Source organism: Bacillus sp. EKM420B (assembly GCF_011065565.1).
Classification (GTDB): domain Bacteria; phylum Bacillota; class Bacilli; order Bacillales; family Bacillaceae; genus Bacillus; species Bacillus velezensis.
Window position 1 is genome coordinate 857233 of the sequence record NZ_JAAMNX010000002.1, and the last position, 17364, is coordinate 874596.

At 45.2% G+C, this 17364-nt stretch carries 21 protein-coding genes; 15 read left to right on the forward strand and 6 right to left on the reverse strand.

The features are described 5' to 3' along the window. Positions 1–65: 65 nt before the first annotated feature. A complete protein-coding gene (locus G9F48_RS09345; RefSeq protein WP_165409392.1) occupies positions 66–2042 on the forward strand; it encodes a S9 family peptidase in 1977 nt (658 codons plus the stop codon). A 40-nt stretch (positions 2043–2082) separates the two neighbouring features. Here the strand turns inward: G9F48_RS09345 and G9F48_RS09350 are convergent, their stop codons facing one another. Next, positions 2083–2418, reverse strand: coding sequence for a NifU family protein (locus tag G9F48_RS09350; protein WP_169510385.1), 336 nt, complete (start codon positions 2416–2418; stop codon positions 2083–2085). Between the two features lie 79 nt (positions 2419–2497). On the opposite strand from G9F48_RS09350, the gene G9F48_RS09355 reads away from it, so the two are divergent. Beyond that, positions 2498–2824, forward strand: coding sequence for a YuzD family protein (locus G9F48_RS09355; protein WP_017419453.1), 327 nt, complete (start codon positions 2498–2500; stop codon positions 2822–2824). 37 nt (positions 2825–2861) lie between these two features. Here the strand turns inward: G9F48_RS09355 and G9F48_RS09360 are convergent, their stop codons facing one another. Further along, positions 2862–3929 (reverse strand): NAD(P)/FAD-dependent oxidoreductase, encoded by a 1068-nt coding sequence (locus tag G9F48_RS09360; RefSeq protein WP_109567173.1) that lies wholly within the window; start codon positions 3927–3929, stop codon positions 2862–2864. A gap of 266 nt (positions 3930–4195) precedes the next feature. Between G9F48_RS09360 and G9F48_RS09365 the strand changes: the two genes are divergently transcribed. The 4 genes from G9F48_RS09365 (at position 4196) to G9F48_RS09380 (ending at position 7202) form a co-directional block, all read left to right on the forward strand. Further along, the gene (locus G9F48_RS09365) at positions 4196–4432 is read left to right on the forward strand and encodes a YuzB family protein (protein ID WP_007408721.1); all 237 of its coding nucleotides are present in this window, start codon (positions 4196–4198) and stop codon (positions 4430–4432) included. A 134-nt stretch (positions 4433–4566) separates the two neighbouring features. Beyond that, entirely contained in the window at positions 4567–5784 is a 1218-nt protein-coding gene (locus G9F48_RS09370; RefSeq protein WP_024085753.1) for a NupC/NupG family nucleoside CNT transporter, read from the forward strand. A 123-nt stretch (positions 5785–5907) separates the two neighbouring features. Continuing rightward, positions 5908–6762 (forward strand): diaminopimelate epimerase, encoded by an 855-nt coding sequence (gene dapF, locus G9F48_RS09375; protein ID WP_109567172.1) that lies wholly within the window; start codon positions 5908–5910, stop codon positions 6760–6762. 77 nt (positions 6763–6839) lie between these two features. Beyond that, the gene (locus tag G9F48_RS09380) at positions 6840–7202 is read left to right on the forward strand and encodes a HesB/IscA family protein (RefSeq protein ID WP_003151967.1); all 363 of its coding nucleotides are present in this window, start codon (positions 6840–6842) and stop codon (positions 7200–7202) included. A gap of 140 nt (positions 7203–7342) precedes the next feature. Here G9F48_RS09380 and G9F48_RS09385 read toward each other — a convergent pair whose 3' ends face one another. Both G9F48_RS09385 and G9F48_RS09390 read right to left on the reverse strand, forming a co-directional pair. Further along, the gene (locus G9F48_RS09385) at positions 7343–8104 is read right to left on the reverse strand and encodes an SDR family oxidoreductase (RefSeq protein WP_109567171.1); all 762 of its coding nucleotides are present in this window, start codon (positions 8102–8104) and stop codon (positions 7343–7345) included. Between the two features lie 39 nt (positions 8105–8143). Next, positions 8144–8500 (reverse strand): MerR family transcriptional regulator, encoded by a 357-nt coding sequence (locus tag G9F48_RS09390; protein ID WP_274596864.1) that lies wholly within the window; start codon positions 8498–8500, stop codon positions 8144–8146. A 379-nt stretch (positions 8501–8879) separates the two neighbouring features. On the opposite strand from G9F48_RS09390, the gene G9F48_RS09395 reads away from it, so the two are divergent. From G9F48_RS09395 to G9F48_RS09420, 6 genes are all read left to right on the forward strand, one after another. Then, positions 8880–9452, forward strand: coding sequence for a hypothetical protein (locus G9F48_RS09395; RefSeq protein ID WP_146275425.1), 573 nt, complete (start codon positions 8880–8882; stop codon positions 9450–9452). A 67-nt stretch (positions 9453–9519) separates the two neighbouring features. Next, positions 9520–9855: an uberolysin/carnocyclin family circular bacteriocin gene (locus G9F48_RS09400; protein WP_003151973.1), complete on the forward strand. Its 336-nt coding sequence runs from the start codon at positions 9520–9522 to the stop codon at positions 9853–9855. Between the two features lie 82 nt (positions 9856–9937). Continuing rightward, the gene (locus G9F48_RS09405; RefSeq protein WP_031378396.1) at positions 9938–11593 is read left to right on the forward strand and encodes a hypothetical protein; all 1656 of its coding nucleotides are present in this window, start codon (positions 9938–9940) and stop codon (positions 11591–11593) included. Continuing rightward, positions 11586–12290, forward strand: coding sequence for an ABC transporter ATP-binding protein (locus tag G9F48_RS09410; RefSeq protein WP_109567377.1), 705 nt, complete (start codon positions 11586–11588; stop codon positions 12288–12290). The genes G9F48_RS09405 and G9F48_RS09410 overlap by 8 nt, the downstream gene beginning before the upstream one ends. Next, positions 12287–12814, forward strand: a complete 528-nt coding sequence (locus G9F48_RS09415) for a stage II sporulation protein M (protein ID WP_146284138.1) — start codon at positions 12287–12289, stop codon at positions 12812–12814. Before G9F48_RS09410 ends, G9F48_RS09415 begins: the two co-directional genes overlap by 4 nt. A gap of 16 nt (positions 12815–12830) precedes the next feature. Continuing rightward, the gene (locus tag G9F48_RS09420) at positions 12831–13052 is read left to right on the forward strand and encodes a DUF5970 family protein (protein WP_003151978.1); all 222 of its coding nucleotides are present in this window, start codon (positions 12831–12833) and stop codon (positions 13050–13052) included. Positions 13053–13112: 60 nt separating this feature from the next. On the opposite strand, the gene guaC is transcribed toward G9F48_RS09420, so the two are convergent. Continuing rightward, positions 13113–14093 carry a GMP reductase gene (gene guaC, locus G9F48_RS09425; protein WP_031378398.1) on the reverse strand — a complete coding sequence of 327 codons (981 nt, stop codon included), beginning with the start codon at positions 14091–14093 and terminating at the stop codon, positions 13113–13115. A gap of 217 nt (positions 14094–14310) precedes the next feature. Here guaC and G9F48_RS09430 point away from each other — a divergent pair, with 217 nt between their 5' ends. Beyond that, entirely contained in the window at positions 14311–14454 is a 144-nt protein-coding gene (locus tag G9F48_RS09430) for a hypothetical protein (protein ID WP_003151982.1), read from the forward strand. 40 nt (positions 14455–14494) lie between these two features. Here G9F48_RS09430 and yumC read toward each other — a convergent pair whose 3' ends face one another. Next, positions 14495–15490 (reverse strand): ferredoxin--NADP reductase 2, encoded by a 996-nt coding sequence (gene yumC, locus G9F48_RS09435; RefSeq protein WP_003151984.1) that lies wholly within the window; start codon positions 15488–15490, stop codon positions 14495–14497. 311 nt (positions 15491–15801) lie between these two features. On the opposite strand from yumC, the gene G9F48_RS09440 reads away from it, so the two are divergent. Further along, positions 15802–17022: an NAD(P)/FAD-dependent oxidoreductase gene (locus tag G9F48_RS09440; protein ID WP_007408709.1), complete on the forward strand. Its 1221-nt coding sequence runs from the start codon at positions 15802–15804 to the stop codon at positions 17020–17022. A 173-nt stretch (positions 17023–17195) separates the two neighbouring features. Continuing rightward, positions 17196–17321 (forward strand): YuiA family protein, encoded by a 126-nt coding sequence (locus tag G9F48_RS09445; protein WP_007408708.1) that lies wholly within the window; start codon positions 17196–17198, stop codon positions 17319–17321. Positions 17322–17364: the final 43 nt, after the last annotated feature.

The following is a 17364-nucleotide window of genomic DNA, read 5'->3' on the forward strand; positions in this document are numbered from 1 at the left end:
TCTTTTTCTGGAGAAGGATTTTTATTTAGGGAAGCGAAATAAAAAAGAAAAGGAGGAGAAACGATTTGAAAAAACTCATAACCGAGGAGGACATTGCGTCTCTCGTATCCGTGACAGACCCGCAATATGCCCCTGACGGCAGAAGAGCCGCTTACGTCCGGACAACAGTCAATCATAAGCGGGATTCCTATTCCTCAGCCATTATGGTATATGACACAGAATCCGGCATCTCAAACCCGTGGACTTTCGGGGACGATAAAAATACAAGTCCGCGGTGGTCGCCTGACGGACGGCGCCTCGCCTTTGTTTCTGACAGGGAGGACGGCATCCCTCAGCTGTACATCATCGACGCTGCCGGCGGAGAGGCGGAACAGGCGGCCGATATTCCTTGGGGCGTATCAGATCCGATATGGGCGCCCGACGGCAGATCCGTGCTTGTGTCTGTCAGTCTGACATCAGCGGAGCGCGCCGAGGAGAAAGAAAAAAAGAAGCATGACGAGTATGAGCCGGTTGAGATTCAGTCATTAACATATAAACGTGACGGGAAAGGCCTGCTGAACGGAAGCTGGGCCCAGCTTGTGCTGATTCATCTTGAAACGGTTGAGATTCAGCAGCTGACGGATCATGAAGCGGATCATTATGGCGCGGCCTTTTCACCGGATGGCAGGCAGCTTGCGTTTACCGCCAATTTATGCGAGCCGGGTGACGCCGGAAAGCCGAGCGATGTCTATCTGATGAATCTGGCGGACGGAAGCCTGAAACAGATTACGCCGCACCGCGGTTCTTTCGGTTCCTGCGTGTTTTCACCGGACGGTTCTTATATCGCGATGCTGGGCCATGAGAATGAATTTCGCAATGCGACTTTAGAGAAAGCGTGGCTGTACGACGTGAAAACTGAGCGGCTGTCCTGCCTGACCGATATGCTGGATGTTCATTTGAGCGATGCGCTGATTGCGGATTCAATCATAGGAGGAGTGACGCCCCGGCCGGTATGGGCAAACGACAGGCAGGGTTTTTACGTTCTCGGGAGCGAGCAGGGAAGCACCGGTATTTATTATATCTCGATTGACGGCCTCGTATATCCGATCCGATTAGAAGAAGAGTACGTGAACGGTTTTGCTTTTCATCCCGATCAGAAAAGCTGTATCGCTGTCATTGCCAAACCCGCACAGCCTTCCGAACTTTACAGCATTTCACTTGAAAATGGGGAAGAGAGGCAATTGACATTTGACAATGATCGGTTTATAGAGGAGAGTATCATATCCGTGCCGGAAAAGCTGCAATATGAAACAAAGGACGGGCTGACGGTAAACGGCTGGTTTTTAAAGCCCGCCGTTTTTGAAGAGGGTCAAACATATCCCCTCATTCTATACATACACGGCGGGCCTCACATGATGTACGGCCATACGTATTTTCACGAATTCCAAGTGCTGGCCGCACAAGGATATGCTGTCGTGTATGTCAACCCGAGAGGAAGCCACGGCTACGGGCAGGATTTTGTCAATCGTGTCAGGGGTGATTACGGAGGCGGAGATTACCGTGATGTCATGCAGGCGGTGGATGAAGCCGTTCAGGCGTATCCGTTTATTGACAGCGGCCGTCTCGGTGTGACGGGCGGAAGCTACGGAGGGTTTATGACGAATTGGATTGTCGGACAGACAGGCCGTTTTAAAGCAGCCGTCACGCAGCGCTCCATTTCAAATTGGTTCAGCTTCCACGGTGTCAGCGATATCGGCTTCTTTTTTACCGACTGGCAGCTCGGACATGATTTGTTTGAGGAAGCGGATAAGCTGTGGGATCGTTCTCCTGTAAAATATGCATCCCGCATTTCGACGCCGCTTTTGATCCTGCACGGTGAGCGCGATGACCGCTGTCCGATAGAGCAGGCGGAGCAGCTCTTTACCGCGTTGAAGAAACTGAACAAAACGACGTCGTTCATCCGATTTCCGAAAGCTACGCATGAGCTGTCGAGGAGCGGCCATCCCGAACAGCGGATGAAACGCATCCGTTATATTTGTTCATGGTTTGATGACTATTTGTAAAAATAAAAAAACCAGGCTGTCATGCAGCCTGGTTTTATGATTAAAATACTTGTTCTACTTCAACGACACCCGGTACTTCTTCAAGAAGGGCGCGTTCAATTCCGGCTTTCAGCGTAATCGTTGAACTTGGGCAGCTGCCGCATGCGCCAAGGAGGCGAAGCTTTACAATGCCTTCGTCTACATCAACAAGCTCACAGTCACCGCCGTCACGAAGCAGAAACGGACGTAATTTATCCAATACTTCCTGTACTTGCTCTTTCATTTCAACCTCAGTCATGAGATTCGCTCCTTTCATATACATAAAACCATTATATTCACAGTAACGGTAAAAATCTAATGTTTGGTTTGCAAAGCTGCTTTCTCCATTATAGCATATTTAAACTTGAACATAAAAACCGTTTTTTATACAAAAGCTGCCCCGTCCTTTGTATACTGGTGTAAAGGGGATGATATACATGACAAAGCCGGTTACGCTCAGTGTTTACGGCGCTGAAACGCTTTGCGCAAGCTGCGTGAATATGCCGAGCGCCAAAGATACGTTTGAATGGCTGGAGGCGGCGCTGAAACGGAAATACCCGGAGCAGCCTTTTAACATGCGGTATATTGATATTGACGCACCGCCTCAGCAAAAGGAGACAGAAGAGCTTGCGGAGCGCATCAGAAACGATGAATTTTTCTATCCGCTCGTGCTGGTGGAGGATGTCATTGTGGGGGAAGGGAATCCGCATTTAAAAGATATATATGAAGAAATGGAAAAGCGCGGCTATGTGGCGGGCTCTTAAAAATGGCCGCTGATCGCAATCAGCGGCTTTTTTCTTATCAGCCGTTATGATGCTTGTACATCCATAAAAGGCCTGATTTTAATAAACGGGGCACACGCCCGATGAGCGGACGGTCGTTGACAAGACCGAAGCCCGCTTTTTTTCCGAGTGAACCGAGGACGCCTTTCAGCTTAAATTGCGGCATTGTTTCCGGCAGCTCTTCATTGTTCCAGCGTTTCAGGAGGATCTGCACAATTTGTTCCGCCTGTGCTTCAGCCAGCTGGGCGCTCGGTGCATGCGGCAGGCTCGCGCAATCACCGACGACGTAAACATGCTCATCGCCCGGAAGGTTGTGATGCGGTGTTAAAACGATGCGGCCTTGCGGGTCTTTCTCAGCGTCCAGTTCTCTGACGGCTTTATTCGGCTGAATTCCCGCCGTCCACACGATGGCATCGGCCGATATTCCTTCATCATGATTATAAACGATGCCGTCCTCCACTTTTGTAATATTCGCATTATTGATAATGGTGACGCCGTGTTCTTCAAACCATTTCTGAACGTACTTGCTGAGTCTTTTCGGAAAGCTTGATAAAATCAGGTCGCCCCGGTCAAATAACATAATCTTCAGATCGTCACGGCTCTCTCTTAATTCACTGGCAAGCTCCACGCCGCTTAATCCCGCTCCGACGATAGCGACAGATGCATTGGCGCCGAGGTTGTTCAGCTTTTGATAGGCTTCGCGTGACTGATCAATGGTCTGAATGCTGTAAGTATGTTCCGGCGCGCCGGGCACGTTATGATACTTATCCTCGCAGCCCAGTCCGATCACCGCGTCATCGTAAGAAATCGGTTCGCGGTCATGAAACAGAACCTGTTTGTTTTTCGTGTCGACGGAAGCCACCTCACCGTATTGAACATCCAGATTCGGATGCTCAGGAAAAGACACCCTGATATGATGATCAGAAATCGTGCCGGCTGCGAGCGCATAATATTCTGTTTTTAAGCAGTGATACGGGTTTCTGTCAATCAGCGTGATGGATATATCTGACGGAAGCTGGTTCGGCAGTAAGCGGTGCAGCACCCTCATGTTTCCGTAACCCCCGCCGATCAAGACCAATTTTTTCATAATGATTCCCCTTTTGCCCGAAAAATATGGTAGTCAATGTTGTTACAAAATAACGAACTATGTAAAATAACATCTAGAATTATATCGAATTTGATCTAAAACCACAATAATAGTTTTAAAATAACCTACAAATTGACCAGAAAACACGTAATAGTAAAACCTTTAACCTGAATTAATATGTTACGATAACGTTGAGCGTGAAACCGGATCTTTGACGAATAGAGGAAATTCCGTTAGGATAAGGTACATATGTGAGGTGAAACCGCATGAATCCGATGATTGAATTCTGTGTCAGCAATTTAGCGCGCGGTTCCCAGGAAGCACTTGAGATCTTAGAGAAGGATCCGAACTTGGACGTGCTTGAGTACGGCTGTTTAAGCTACTGCGGAAAATGCATGGAGTCCCTGTTCGCCCTGGTTAACGGCGAAGTGGTCACGGGGGGCACGCCTGCTGAGTTGGTTGACAACATATATACATTCATAGAAGAAAATCCGATGTTTTAATCAGAGGCTCCGAACGGGGTCTCTTTTTTATTGCGCCCCGGGTTTTGGCAAAATAAAAAATTTGTAGACAGCAAAAATAAATATTGTTATCTTAATAAAGACTTTTTTTAAATAAAATTTTAGAGGTGGATTCATTGAATATCGTTTGGGGGCTGCTCGGGGCAGTTGCTATATTAGCCATTGCTTTTTTGTTATCAGAGAAGAAAAGCAAAATTAACCTGCGAACCGTCATTGTCGGTTTATGTTTACAAATGGCCTTCGGATTCATCGTATTAAAGTGGGACGCCGGCCGGGCCGTATTTTTATGGTTCTCAAGCCGTGTGCAGCTTCTCATTGATTATGCGAACGAAGGCATCAGCTTTATTTTTGGCCCGCTGTTAAAAGTGGGCAGCAGCCCGGCTTTCGCGCTGAGCGTTCTGCCGGTCATTATCTTTTTCTCAGCGCTGATTGCCGTTTTGTATCACTTGAAAATCATGCAGCTCATCTTTCGCGTTATCGGAGGCGGACTGTCAAAACTTCTTGGGACAAGCAGAACGGAATCGCTTGCGGCGGCTGCGAATATTTTTGTCGGACAGTCTGAATCACCGCTTGCCATTAAACCGCTGATTGCGGGATTGACCCGTTCCGAGCTGTTTACGATTATGACGAGCGGCCTTTCGGCTGTAGCGGGTTCGACGCTTTTCGGTTACGCCCTGTTAGGCATTCCGATTGAATACTTGCTGGCGGCCAGCTTTATGGCGGCTCCCGCCGGTCTCGTGTTCGGAAAAATGTTAATACCTGAAACGGAAAAAACGCAGACGATAAAAGGCGATTTTAATATGGACGAAGAAGGCGAAGGCGCCGCTAATGTGATTGATGCAGCGGCAAAAGGCGCGTCCACGGGCCTTCAGATTGCTCTAAATGTCGGCGCCATGCTGCTTGCGTTTGTCGCGCTCATCGCCGTAGTGAACGGAATTCTCGGCGGAATCGGCGGCTGGTTCGGTTTCAAACATATTACATTAGAATCCATTCTCGGTTACGTGTTTTCACCGATCGCATTTGTAATCGGCGTTCCTTGGCATGAAGCGCTCGGAGCGGGAAGCTATATCGGACAGAAACTTGTGCTGAATGAGTTTGTCGCTTATTCAAACTTCGGTCCGCATATTGCGGACTTTTCTAAAAAAACGTCTACGATTATCAGCTTTGCGCTGTGCGGATTTGCCAACTTCTCTTCGATTGCGATTATGCTCGGCACACTGGGCGGTTTGGCTCCAAGCCGCCGTTCGGACATTGCGCGCCTCGGATTAAGAGCGGTTATTGCGGGAACACTCGCGAACCTTCTCAGCGCGGCGATTGCCGGCATGTTTATTTAGTAAACGATAAAAGCTCCCTGCATATGCAGGGAGCTTTTATGTATGAAAAACGGGGGATATTTGTATTGTGTCCGAGGGGAAGAGCTTTTATACTAAGTAAAAGAAAAAAAGTTGGAGGCCGATATGAATTCATTCCGTTTTACCAAGATGCACGGTCTTGGAAACAGTTATATATATGTAAATCAATTTGAAGAACAGCTGCCGGAAGAACGGCTGGATGAGATTGCCATTAAAGTGTCCAGCATTCACACGGGCATCGGCTCTGACGGAATGATCCTCATCTGTCCGTCTGAAAAAGCGCCGGTCAAAATGCGGATTTTTAATAATGACGGCTCAGAAGGGAAAAATTGCGGCAACGGCCTTCGCTGTGTGGCAAAGTACGCATACGAACATAAGCTGACAGAAGAAACGTCCTTTTTCATTGAGACGCTTTCAGGTCTTGTGAAAGCAGACATTACGGAAGAAAACGGGATTGTGCGTGAAGTCGCCGTCGATATGGGCGAACCGCGCCTCACCAAAAAAGAGCTGCCGATGCTCGGCAATGAAGATGAACGGACGATCGATGAAACCTTTGTTTTTGGAGAAACGGAGCTTTCCGGAACAGCCGTATCAATGGGAAACCCCCATATTGTTTTTCCGGTTGCGGATATCAATCAAGCGCCTCTTACAACGCTCGGTCCCGTCATTGAAAAAGACCCGAGATTTCCGGAAGGCGTCAATGTCGAATTTGTGGAAACCGTCAGCGCCGATGAACTTCATTTCCGCGTATGGGAACGCGGCTCCGGCATTACACAGGCTTGCGGAACGGGCGCCTGTGCGGCGGCTGTCGCATCCGTATTGAACGGTGTTTCCGAACGAAACCGGGATATCACCGTTCATTTAGCGGGGGGCGATCTTGTGATTAATTGGCAGGACAACGGGCACGTGCTGATGACGGGACCCGCCGAAACCGTATGCAGCGGCGTCTATTATTTGTAAACAGCTCGTTTGAGAAATACGCTTCTCAAGGTTTATAATAGATATCAGCATCCGTTTTTAAAAAAGGAGGTCTACCTATGAGTGTTCCAGTAACCATCACTGAAGCAGCGGCTTTGCATATAAAAGATATGATGAAAGAGCATGAAGAAGAAAACGCGTTTCTCCGTGTGGGCGTAAAAGGCGGCGGCTGCAGCGGCCTGTCTTACGGAATGGGATTTGAGCACGAAAAAGGCGAAAAAGACAGCATGTTTGAACAGCACGGAATCACCGTTTTGGTCGACAGCGAAAGCCTTGATATTATGACCGGCACGATCATTGACTTCAAACAGTCCATGATGGGCGGCGGTTTCACCATTGACAACCCGAATGCCATCGCTTCCTGCGGCTGCGGATCTTCTTTCCGCACGGCCAAAAACGCCGGTACGCCGGAAGAGTGCTAAGGGTCAGCCCGCCATTCTCAGGATGAAAAAATAGGACGTCTTTCTTTTCGATGGCGCTTGCACCATTGTTAAGAAAGGCGTTTCTGTTTAATAAAAGCAAAACCCGCTCAACAGAAGCGGGTTTTGCTTTTTCAAAGAGGTTATTCAATTGTATGTTTCATCGCATTGTACATATTTGCCGTATGTTCATCGGCTTTATCCCGTGACATGCGCAGCCGTTCCGCTGAAGAACCGTATCCGATTTCTAGTTTGCCCTCTTTCAGTCCTTTAAAAATCCCATCAGCGAATTCATCCAGCGGTTCTCCTTGAGTATGCAGCCCTGCTCCGCCTAAATCTGTATTCACCGCCGGAGGCGCAACTTCAATCACTTCTACAGATGAATCAGAAAGCTGATGTCTCAGACTCATTGTAAATGAATGAAGCGCCGCTTTCGTTGCTGAATAGATCGGTGCAATGGCAAGCGGTGTAAAAGCCAATCCCGAAGAGACGTTAATGACAGCCGCATCTTCTTTTCCGGCAAAAAACGGAGCGAACAGCATAGACAGGTGGAAGGGAGCTTCAATGTTCGTTGTGATTTCTTTATTAAAATAGTCCCAATTGTCCTTCGCATCCGCTTTCAGCACATGAAAACGTTGTTGAATCCCCGCGTTGTTTACTAACACATTCACTTCCGGATAATTTTCTTTCACCCAATCAAACAGTGATATACGTTCAGATGGAATACTCAAATCACTGACATAGGTAATAAGAGCCGGGAATGTTTCCTTTGCTTTTTGAAGAGCGTGCTCACGCCGTCCGGTCACGATGACTTTATTTCCCGCTTTTAAAAAACGTTCTGCGAAAGCCAATCCTATTCCGGCATTTCCGCCTGTAATCAGTATTGTATTTCCCGTCAGTTTCATATTAACTCCTCTTTTCCGATTGTTTTTACTTCAACAAACTTACGTCTCTTGAACAGAGCTTTTGATATAACGTGCAATTTTCATTTCAATCCCTTTTAAAGCCTTTGTCATTGACGACATTTCATCCAGTACTGACCGCTTGTGTCTCCTCATCATGTCAAGCCGGAGTTTAATAGGACTCTCTCCTTCAATTACCCAATCAATATATTGCTTAAAGCCTTTGATGGTCATGTGGGTATTTTTTAAACAAATCACGATTTCAAGGAGCGGCATTTGATCTTCTGAAAATAACCGCCGGCTGGCTTCATCACGTTCAATCAGCGGCAGCAGTCCCTTGTTTTCATAATAACGTAACGTTGATTCTGTCATATTACACTTTGCTGCTGCTTCACGAATTGAACAACATGTCTTCGAAAGACCTCCAACAGTATTCTTTCCTTGTCACTGGGTGATGATACGACTTAAACCATGTTTTAAGTCAATAAAAAAATGTGATGAATTCAGACATATGTCATAAAAGGAAATGGGCAGATTTTCAATAGGTTTAGGAGTGACGGCCTTCACAAAAATCCTCAAATCAATGGTTCAAATCGTACTATTTGCAAATTCGGGAAAAAATAAAGGGTATATAGAACTAAAAAATCTGAAAGATATGCTCTTAGTCAACACGTTCTAAAGTCATATTTTTCGAAAGGATATTGATTTTTTGATAGGAATAAACTAAATTGTAAAAGTATAGAATAGTTAATTTATTTTGTAAGAAAAGGATGATAATATGATAGGTCAATTGAGCAATAAAAAAATATTTTTAAGTTCTTTTTTCATCATTTTGATCTGTTCATTACTCTTCCAATTCAGTATTTCAGATAAAGTTCTGCAGTCATATTATTCTTCCGTCGGAGAAAGTACCTACGATATCGGGGAGAAAAGTGTTCGTACGATTGTCATATTTCTGCAAGGGTTTATGATCTTCACAACTTTTGTGGAAATTCTGATAGGCGGATTTCTGTTATTCGTTGCCGCTTTTATTCTCGGTACAAAAAAACCGAAAAAAATATATTTGCTTCTATATACGCTGACTTCTTTAATCTCGGCATTTAAAATGTTGATTCTTTCAGTTGTTAACTACTTAACGGCTGATTCCTCGCTTATATATTCTGCCGGCGGCACCAGCTTGAGTCTGCAGCTGCTGGATCCATTTCTGCTCATATCAATTGCGGCTCTTTATGCTGCCGCAGGAAAACTGACCGATCTCAGTAAAGGCAAGAGAATCATTTTGACTGGATGTTTTGTTTTATTAAAACTCTTTACTATTTTCTTTAATTATTTTATGGCGGATAAAATTTAGCTCGGGAGAGAGTCAATTAAGCTGAATTTTATTATAAATTAAAAAAACAGAGTAGGGAGATGTTATGATGAACTTAGTAAAATCTAATAAAAAGTCTTTCATTTTGTTTGGCGCGGCTCTTGCTGCAGCAACATTGGTTTATGCACTATTATTAACGGGAACTGAATTAAACGTAGCGGCGGCTCATGCATTCTCAGCCAATGCCGAATTAGCTTCGACTCTGGGCATCTCTACAGCAGCAGCTAAAAAAGCAATTGATATTATTGATGCGGCATCAACAATTGCTTCTATCATTTCTCTCATCGGTATCGTTACAGGCGCAGGCGCAATTTCTTATGCAATCGTTGCAACAGCAAAAACAATGATTAAGAAATACGGCAAAAAATACGCAGCTGCTTGGTAAAATCGATCAATAAATAATTGCTCTTTTTGTACAAGCTGCAAAAAGAGCCTCTCTCCCAAATACATATGTAAGGATTGAAAGTATGATAGTCAAACAAATTGCGGCTCTTATCAAATATAATACCCTGTCATCGTTTCGAAAAAGAAAGGAAGATTGGGGCATTCCTCAACTCAACAGCAAACTGCTGTCTGCCATTATTATTTCTCTGTTATGTTTATATCTCGTTTTCCTGGGATGCGGTGTTGTATTCGGGACAAAACTGATTCAGCTGCCCCTCAGCGCATGGGGGCAATTTGTTTTAATCGCCGTTTCACTTGAGCAGCTTTTTTGGGCTGCCGGCTTCTTTAAAGAACATCACAATGCCTTTCTGCTGGATACGCGCAAGGTCATTCATCAATTAAAAAAGGTGCGTTTTTTACAGCTGTTTTCTGTTTTTGCCGGCCAGGCGATCAAAAAAACCATTTTCGTATGGTATCTTTTTGTTTTTCCGGTCTTTTTGTTTTTATCAAGCGCAGGCATGACCGGGTCTGCGGCGATCATCGTATTTTTCTTGGGCTTCGTTTATTTTCTTCTCAATTTATTTTTATCTATGCTGTTTTCTTATGTTGTTTATCTTCTTACAAATATATGGAGCAAATTGTTTTACTTGAAAATCATGAAAGGCATTTTATTCAGCGTCAGCCTGCTGGTTCCGCTTGCAGTCGGGTATGCCGTTTATCTTCTCGTGTTTGGGGAGTATACCGCAAAGGATATTTCAAGCTTTACGGAGTCACCGGCTTTCCGGAACATCCTCATGAATACGCCGTATGTATGGTTAGCATTCCGCTCACATTCCGTGCTCGTTTTCGCTGCGGTGTTTGCGGCCGCCGTCCTTTTAACGGCGGGGATGTTTAAACTGTGGTCGGCCACGCTGAAGAAAATGGACCTTATTCCTTATATGTTTTTGACAAACGCTGATTTTGCGCCAAAGCTGAAATTATATAGAAATAACAAAATATTTCATGCCGTTTTTCAAAAGGATCTGCTGTTTTTATCGAGAATTGACGGGTTTTTTATCAGGAACTTCGGCAGTATGCTGTATTTGTTCATGCTGTTTTTAGGTTTTTGTATTCCGCTTCTATCGCATCACTTTATCGGGTATTCGGCAGCTGCCATCGTGTCTGCGGCGGTTATCATTGCGAACTTTTCGTATCAGCTCGTCGGAGATGCGCTCAAAACAGTATTATCAGTTGACGGGGAAATAAAAAATCAGCATCTGTTTCACCGGAATATCAAACATGCGTGGCAGCTGGTGTTTCCGAAAGTATGTATTTATAATCTCGCCGCTCTTATCTATTCGTTCATCATCACCATTTTGATTACGGTGTTTTTTCCGTCTTCCGCGGCGCTGACGATTTACTTGTTTATTGTGTTTTTATGTTCGGGTTTTTTATACAGTCTTGTCCAGATTTCAAGCACCGCCCTGTATCCTAAGAAAAACTGGGAGCATCTGTACGAAATTGGAGAAGCGGGGAAAGCAAAGACGTATAACAACTTATACAGTTCTTTCATTTTCATTGTGTCGCTTCAAATCGCTGCGATCACGTCCTATTTTATCTATAAAAAGCCGGAACTTGAAACGATGCTTATTCATTCTGCATCAGGTATTTTTGTCCTGTTCACACTATTAAACTATGGAGTCATGTTTCTGTTTCTTCGCAGAATCAATATGGCGGAAAGGTTTGCAAACAATGATTAAATTAGTGAATATACAAAAAAACTATAGTGAAAAACAGGTATTGAAAGATATTTCGTTTGAGGTGAAAAAAGGCTCAATCTATGCTTTGCTGGGGACTAATGGAGTCGGGAAAACAACGACTTTGAAAATCATTTCGGGCCTGCTTAAACCGACTTCAGGCCGCGTCATGATTGACGGCAAGGAACTGGATTCAGAAGAGGGGGGGCAAATATCGGCTGATATCGGTTTTGTGCCCGACCATGCCTTTTTGTATGATTATTTAACGGGAGTCGAATATTTGCGTTTTACAGCGGAGATGTTTCAAGTGCCGTCTCAGCGGACAAATGATTATATAAAGAATATGTTGGAGACGCTGAAGCTTTCTCAAGACGGAAATCAGCTGATTAAAACTTATTCACATGGAATGAAACAAAAATTATCAATTGCGGCAGCGCTCATTCATCAGCCAAAGATATTAATTCTTGATGAGCCGCTGACGGGCATTGATTTAATCAGCGGTAAAACGATACGGACGTTATTAAAGGAGTACGTCAAGCAGGGAAATACGGTCCTGTTATCGACTCACCTGCTGGAGCTGGCCCATTCGCTGTGCGATACGATCGGTATTATACATGAAGGCATTTTTGCGGCGGAGTATCAGTCATCCGAGCATTCATTAGAAGAGATTGAAGAATTGGCTGAGCGTATCTATACATGATGAACCGCATGTTGCCGGCAATCAGAACGTCCGCCATTCCGTTAACCGCGTCATTGCTGTTTTTTTCAGGCGGTGTGATCGCTGCGTTTTTTTCCGATCACTTTGTTTCATCAGCGTCTTACAACGGCTCGTCAGGCGCGGTTGAACTGCTGAAAAACAATGCAATCGCTTGTCTGTTTTTAGCCGCGGGTTTTTTTACCTTTGGGTTGACCTCAATCTTTTATTTATTCACCAACGGGTTTATTTTAAGCGGCTCTATTATAGAAAATCTGCATAGCGGGGTTCCTTTTTATCAGATTTTTTTACTGCTAATTCCTCATGGTATATTTGAAGTTCCTGCGTTATTATTAAGTGGCGCCATTGGTTTTAAGGGCGTTGAATTGGTCATCAGGCTGTGTTTTTCTAAGGAAAAAAAGATAATGGCTTCAATGTTCAGGCATATTGGAATATTGGTGCTGCTTATTATTTGTCTGCTGATCGCCGCTGCCATTATTGAAGCTTACATCACACCAATTTTTAAGTAAAAGGGGCAGAAATCATATGAGAAGTAAATTATCATTAATCGGTGTGCCGATTGTTATGATTATCGGTTATATCATTTCTTTATCCTTTGAGTGGCTGTTTCCTGTTCTTACTTTTGGGGTGGCAGGACTATATCTCTTTATATTTGCTCCGGTGCAAAATAAATTCATTCGTTACATCTTTTTGTTTATTTTTGTGATTAATCTGTTAGCCAGTGCGGCTCTTTATTTCGGTATTTAATAAAAAAATGACATTCATATTGAATGTCATTTTTTTTTCTTCGAGCGGCTCTGCTGCGTGTTAAAATCTGTCGCCGTTGAAAATAGAGTTTTTTACGATTACATAGTCGACATTACGGATGGCTTCGAGTGTATTGCCGCCGGCGTAAGAGATGGAAGATTGCAGATCCTGCTCCATTTCAACCAGCGTGTCCTGTAAAGACCCTTTATGTTCGACATGCATTTTTTTGCCCTCGACGTTTTTCTTTTCGCCTTTTTGAAATTCAGAAGCGGAGCCGAAATATTCTTTGTACAGCTTTCCGTCGATTTCAATCGTTTGTCCCGGTGATTCTTCGTGGCCGGCGAATAATGATCCGATCATGACCATAGACGCGCCGAATCGGATGGATTTCGCGATATCGCCGTGCGTGCGGATGCCGCCGTCAGCAATGATCGGTTTGCTCGCCGCTTTTGCGCACCAGCGAAGCGCGGCTAATTGCCACCCGCCGGTTCCGAAGCCGGTTTTAATTTTTGTGATGCAGACTTTTCCGGGGCCGATTCCCACTTTTGTCGCGTCAGCGCCCGCGCGTTCCAGCTCCCTTACGGCTTCAGGCGTCCCGACATTCCCTGCGATGACAAAGCTTTCCGGGACATGTTCTTTAATAAATTGAATCATGCTGATCACGGCATTGGAATGGCCGTGCGCGATATCAATGGTAATATAATCCGGCACCAGCTCCTGTTCTTTCAGCTCCCGGATGAATTCATAGTCATTTTCCTTCACGCCGACACTGATGGAAGAAATCAGTCCGCGCGCTTTCATATCCCGGACAAAAGCCAGGCGTTTTTCCGGCTCGAAGCGGTGCATGATATAAAAATACCCGTTTTCCGCGAGCCAGGCCGCGATGTTTTCATCTATAATCGTCTGCATGTTGGCCGGTACGACCGGAAGTTTAAATGTGTGTCCGCCCAATGTAACTGATGTATCACATTCAGATCGGCTTTCAACAATGCATTTTGCAGGAATCAGCTGAATATCTTCGTAATCAAATACATTTTCCATATATAACACCCCTAAAAGCGAATAATATAATTAAATAAAATTAAAATGTTCGTCTTTTTATAATGTACTTCGTTTTGTCAGGAATGTCAAATGATTTCATGCTGCCTCATACGCGGTCAGCTTGTCATCCATTTGCAGTTTGGTTATCATAGTAGTATTGGTTGTTGTAAGACATTTGTTACGATAGATAGATTTGCAGAAGAAGGGAGGGGCCGGTGTGGAACAAAAACAGCCCGGGCACAGCCCGAAAGCCCAGAAAATTCAGGACCGGATTATTTTAGGCACGATTTGGGTTGTGTCAGCGCTTGTCATTGCGCTCGTTGTCGGAACCGTCATGAATTATATTTGGATGTTTAAATAAAAAAGAGTCTGTGCCGGTATGACACAGACTCTTTTTTATATTATTTTTCAAACATGCTTGTAGAATGCAGTGGCTGGACGCGCGCTTTCGGGTCCATGTAAGCCTTCGCGTTGTTCACGGCTGTCGGAGCTTCGCCGAAACCGCTGGCGATCAGCTTGACTTTGCCTTCATATGTGCAGATATCTCCGGCGGCAAAGAAGCCTTCAATATTCGTTTCCATCGTGCTTTTGACGACGATGGAATTTTTCTCGATGTCAAGGCCCCAGTTTTTAATCGGGCCGAGAGAAGAAACAAAGCCGTAGTTTACGATCAGGTCATCAATTTCAATGATTTCTTTACGGTCGCCTTTCACTTCTTCGAGAACGAGCTGTTCGATCCGGTCTTCACCGACAAGTTCAGCGGGAACAAACGGTGTCAGCACGTTGACTTTAGAATTATGCAGGTTTTCGACACTGTGCTCATGCGCGCGGAATTTATCACGGCGGTGGATGATGCTGACTTCTTTAGCAATCGGCTCAAGCATGAGCGCCCAGTCAACAGCGGAATCGCCGCCGCCCAGAACAGCAACGCGTCTGCCTGCGAATTGATTGAGATCGTCAATGAAGTAGTGCAGGTTTTTGCCTTCATATTGTTCCGCTGATTCCAGCTCAAGCTTTCTCGGCTTAAATGCGCCGTTTCCCGCGGTGATAATGACCGTTTTTGAATAATGCGTTTCTGAATTCGTGACAAGCTTAAACACACCGTCCGCCTGTTTTTCAACAGATTCGACGGCCTGCTCTAAGCAGATGGTCTGATCGAACTTTGCCATTTGCTCTTTTAAGTTGTTCACAAGTTCCTGGGCGCGGATTTTCGGGAATCCGGCTACATCATAAATATATTTTTCAGGGTACAGCGCGCTGAGCTGGCCGCCAAGCTGAGGCAGGCTCTCGATGATTTTGACGCTCGCCTGTCTCATTCCCCCGTAAAAAGCGGTAAACAGGCCGACCGGGCCGCCGCCGATGACCGTAATATCATAAACCTTTGAATCCTCTTGCATACCAAATTGCCTCCTAATTGAAAATTGTTATTAATTATAACATAGAATTTGAAAGGATGACGAGTGCCGAAAACCGCCCGGCCGCTTCATTCTTGAAAAAAATTGCGGCCGCCGCTAAGATGGGGACAAATTCCAATCTGTTTTTTCCTGAATGTTTTCCGATTCTTCCGGATAGTATGGTGATATGCAGACATGTGCGGTTTTCTAAAAAATTTTATATTTCATTTCATAAAATCCCGCCAATAAGCTGAAGCTAATACAAATGTTGATTTGATTATGCGTCTAACAGCAAAAAAAAGAAGGTGGATGTGATGGCATTGAATAAACCCAAAATCGTGGTTTTAGGTGCAGGTTATGGTGGATTAATGACAGTAACAAGGCTTCCGAAGCATATCGGGGCAAATGACGCCGACATTACTTTGGTCAATAAACACAATTATCATTATGAAACGACATGGATGCATGAAGCGAGCGCAGGAACGCTGCATCATGACCGCTGCAGATATCAAATAAAAGATGTAATCAATGAATCACGGGTCAAATTTGTGCAGGATACCGTAAAAGCGATAGATGTGCAAAATAAAAAGGTGACGCTTTCACAAGGGGACATCCCTTATGATTATCTCGTCATCGGGCTTGGCGCCGTCCCTGAAACATTCGGGATTAAAGGCTTAAAAGAATTCGCTTTTCCGATCGCGAATATTAATACGTCGCGCCAGCTGAAAGACCATATTGAGCTCCAATTTGCGACATACAATACGGAGGCCGAGAAACGCCCTGACCGCTTAACCATCGTTGTCGGCGGAGCGGGCTTTACGGGAATTGAATTTCTCGGTGAACTTGCGAACCGCAAGCCGGAGTTATGCAGATATTATGATATAGATGAAAGCCTCGTCCGGATCGTCTGTGTCGAGGCCGCCCCGACGGTTTTGCCGGGATTTGATCCGGAGCTTGTCGATTACGCCGTTCAATACCTTGAGAGCAAAGGCGTTGAATTTAAAATCGGCACCGCGGTTCAAGAATGCCGCGCAGACGGTGTCACAGTCGGCAAGAAAGATGAAGAGCCGGAAGAAATCAAATCGCAGACCGTTGTCTGGGCCGCGGGCGTGCGCGGACATCCGATCGTGGAGGAAGCGGGTTTTGAAAATATGCGCGGCCGTGTCAAAGTCAACCCTGATCTTCGGGCGCCGGGACATGATGACGTTTTTATTCTCGGCGACAGCTCGCTCTTTATCAATGAAGAGACGGAACGGCCGTACCCGCCGACTGCTCAGATCGCGATGCAGCAAGGAGAAACGGTCGCCAAAAATCTGGGCGGTTTGATTAAAGGAGGCCAGCTTGAAGAGTTCAAGCCTGACATTAAAGGAACCGTCGCCTCCCTCGGTGAGCATAACGCTGTCGGAGTCGTATACGGCAGGAAGCTCAAAGGCATGCCGGCGTCCTTTATGAAAAAGGTCATTGATAACCGCTCGCTATTTATGATCGGCGGGCTGGGCCTGACGCTGAAAAAAGGGAAGTTTAAATTCTTCTGAAAACCCGCAGCCGCGGGTTTTCTCTTCTTTTAAAAAAGAGCGCTATAAAAAGCATGTAAAAGAAAAAAAAGAATGTTTCCGCTTACATAAGTTGTTATGTTACATATTCTGACTTGTTGCTTGACAAGTAAATATGATATATTATCAGAAAATTAAGAAAAAGGGTGGTCCGCATGAAAACGACAGCAAAAAGCACGGCGGCGTGTCCGTTCTGCTCAGGTAAAGGGTATTTTCAATTGCTTCTTGGCGGCTCCGAAACATGTCCCTCCTGCCAGGGAAGCGGCAAAGAGAGACGCTGATTTTTCCAGACGTTGACTTTTTTACCGCCCCCGAGGTACACTG

Bases quoted from the DNA above. Each gene is read 5' to 3' on its own strand.
- G9F48_RS09420 (WP_003151978.1), top strand. From the start codon at position 12,831: ATGAGAAGTAAATTATCATTAATCGGTGTGCCGATTGTTATGATTATC.
- G9F48_RS09385 (WP_109567171.1), bottom strand. From the start codon at position 8,104: ATGAAACTGACGGGAAATACAATACTGATTACAGGCGGAAATGCCGGA.
- G9F48_RS09405 (WP_031378396.1), top strand. From the start codon at position 9,938: ATGATAGTCAAACAAATTGCGGCTCTTATCAAATATAATACCCTGTCA.
- G9F48_RS09360 (WP_109567173.1), bottom strand. From the start codon at position 3,929: ATGAAAAAATTGGTCTTGATCGGCGGGGGTTACGGAAACATGAGGGTG.
- G9F48_RS09440 (WP_007408709.1), top strand. From the start codon at position 15,802: ATGGCATTGAATAAACCCAAAATCGTGGTTTTAGGTGCAGGTTATGGT.
- G9F48_RS09445 (WP_007408708.1), top strand. From the start codon at position 17,196: ATGAAAACGACAGCAAAAAGCACGGCGGCGTGTCCGTTCTGCTCAGGT.
- yumC (WP_003151984.1), bottom strand. From the start codon at position 15,490: ATGCAAGAGGATTCAAAGGTTTATGATATTACGGTCATCGGCGGCGGC.
- G9F48_RS09415 (WP_146284138.1), top strand. From the start codon at position 12,287: ATGATGAACCGCATGTTGCCGGCAATCAGAACGTCCGCCATTCCGTTA.
- G9F48_RS09410 (WP_109567377.1), top strand. From the start codon at position 11,586: ATGATTAAATTAGTGAATATACAAAAAAACTATAGTGAAAAACAGGTA.
- G9F48_RS09365 (WP_007408721.1), top strand. From the start codon at position 4,196: ATGAATCCGATGATTGAATTCTGTGTCAGCAATTTAGCGCGCGGTTCC.
- G9F48_RS09395 (WP_146275425.1), top strand. From the start codon at position 8,880: ATGATAGGTCAATTGAGCAATAAAAAAATATTTTTAAGTTCTTTTTTC.
- dapF (WP_109567172.1), top strand. From the start codon at position 5,908: ATGAATTCATTCCGTTTTACCAAGATGCACGGTCTTGGAAACAGTTAT.
- guaC (WP_031378398.1), bottom strand. From the start codon at position 14,093: ATGGAAAATGTATTTGATTACGAAGATATTCAGCTGATTCCTGCAAAA.
- G9F48_RS09355 (WP_017419453.1), top strand. From the start codon at position 2,498: ATGACAAAGCCGGTTACGCTCAGTGTTTACGGCGCTGAAACGCTTTGC.
- G9F48_RS09380 (WP_003151967.1), top strand. From the start codon at position 6,840: ATGAGTGTTCCAGTAACCATCACTGAAGCAGCGGCTTTGCATATAAAA.
- G9F48_RS09400 (WP_003151973.1), top strand. From the start codon at position 9,520: ATGAACTTAGTAAAATCTAATAAAAAGTCTTTCATTTTGTTTGGCGCG.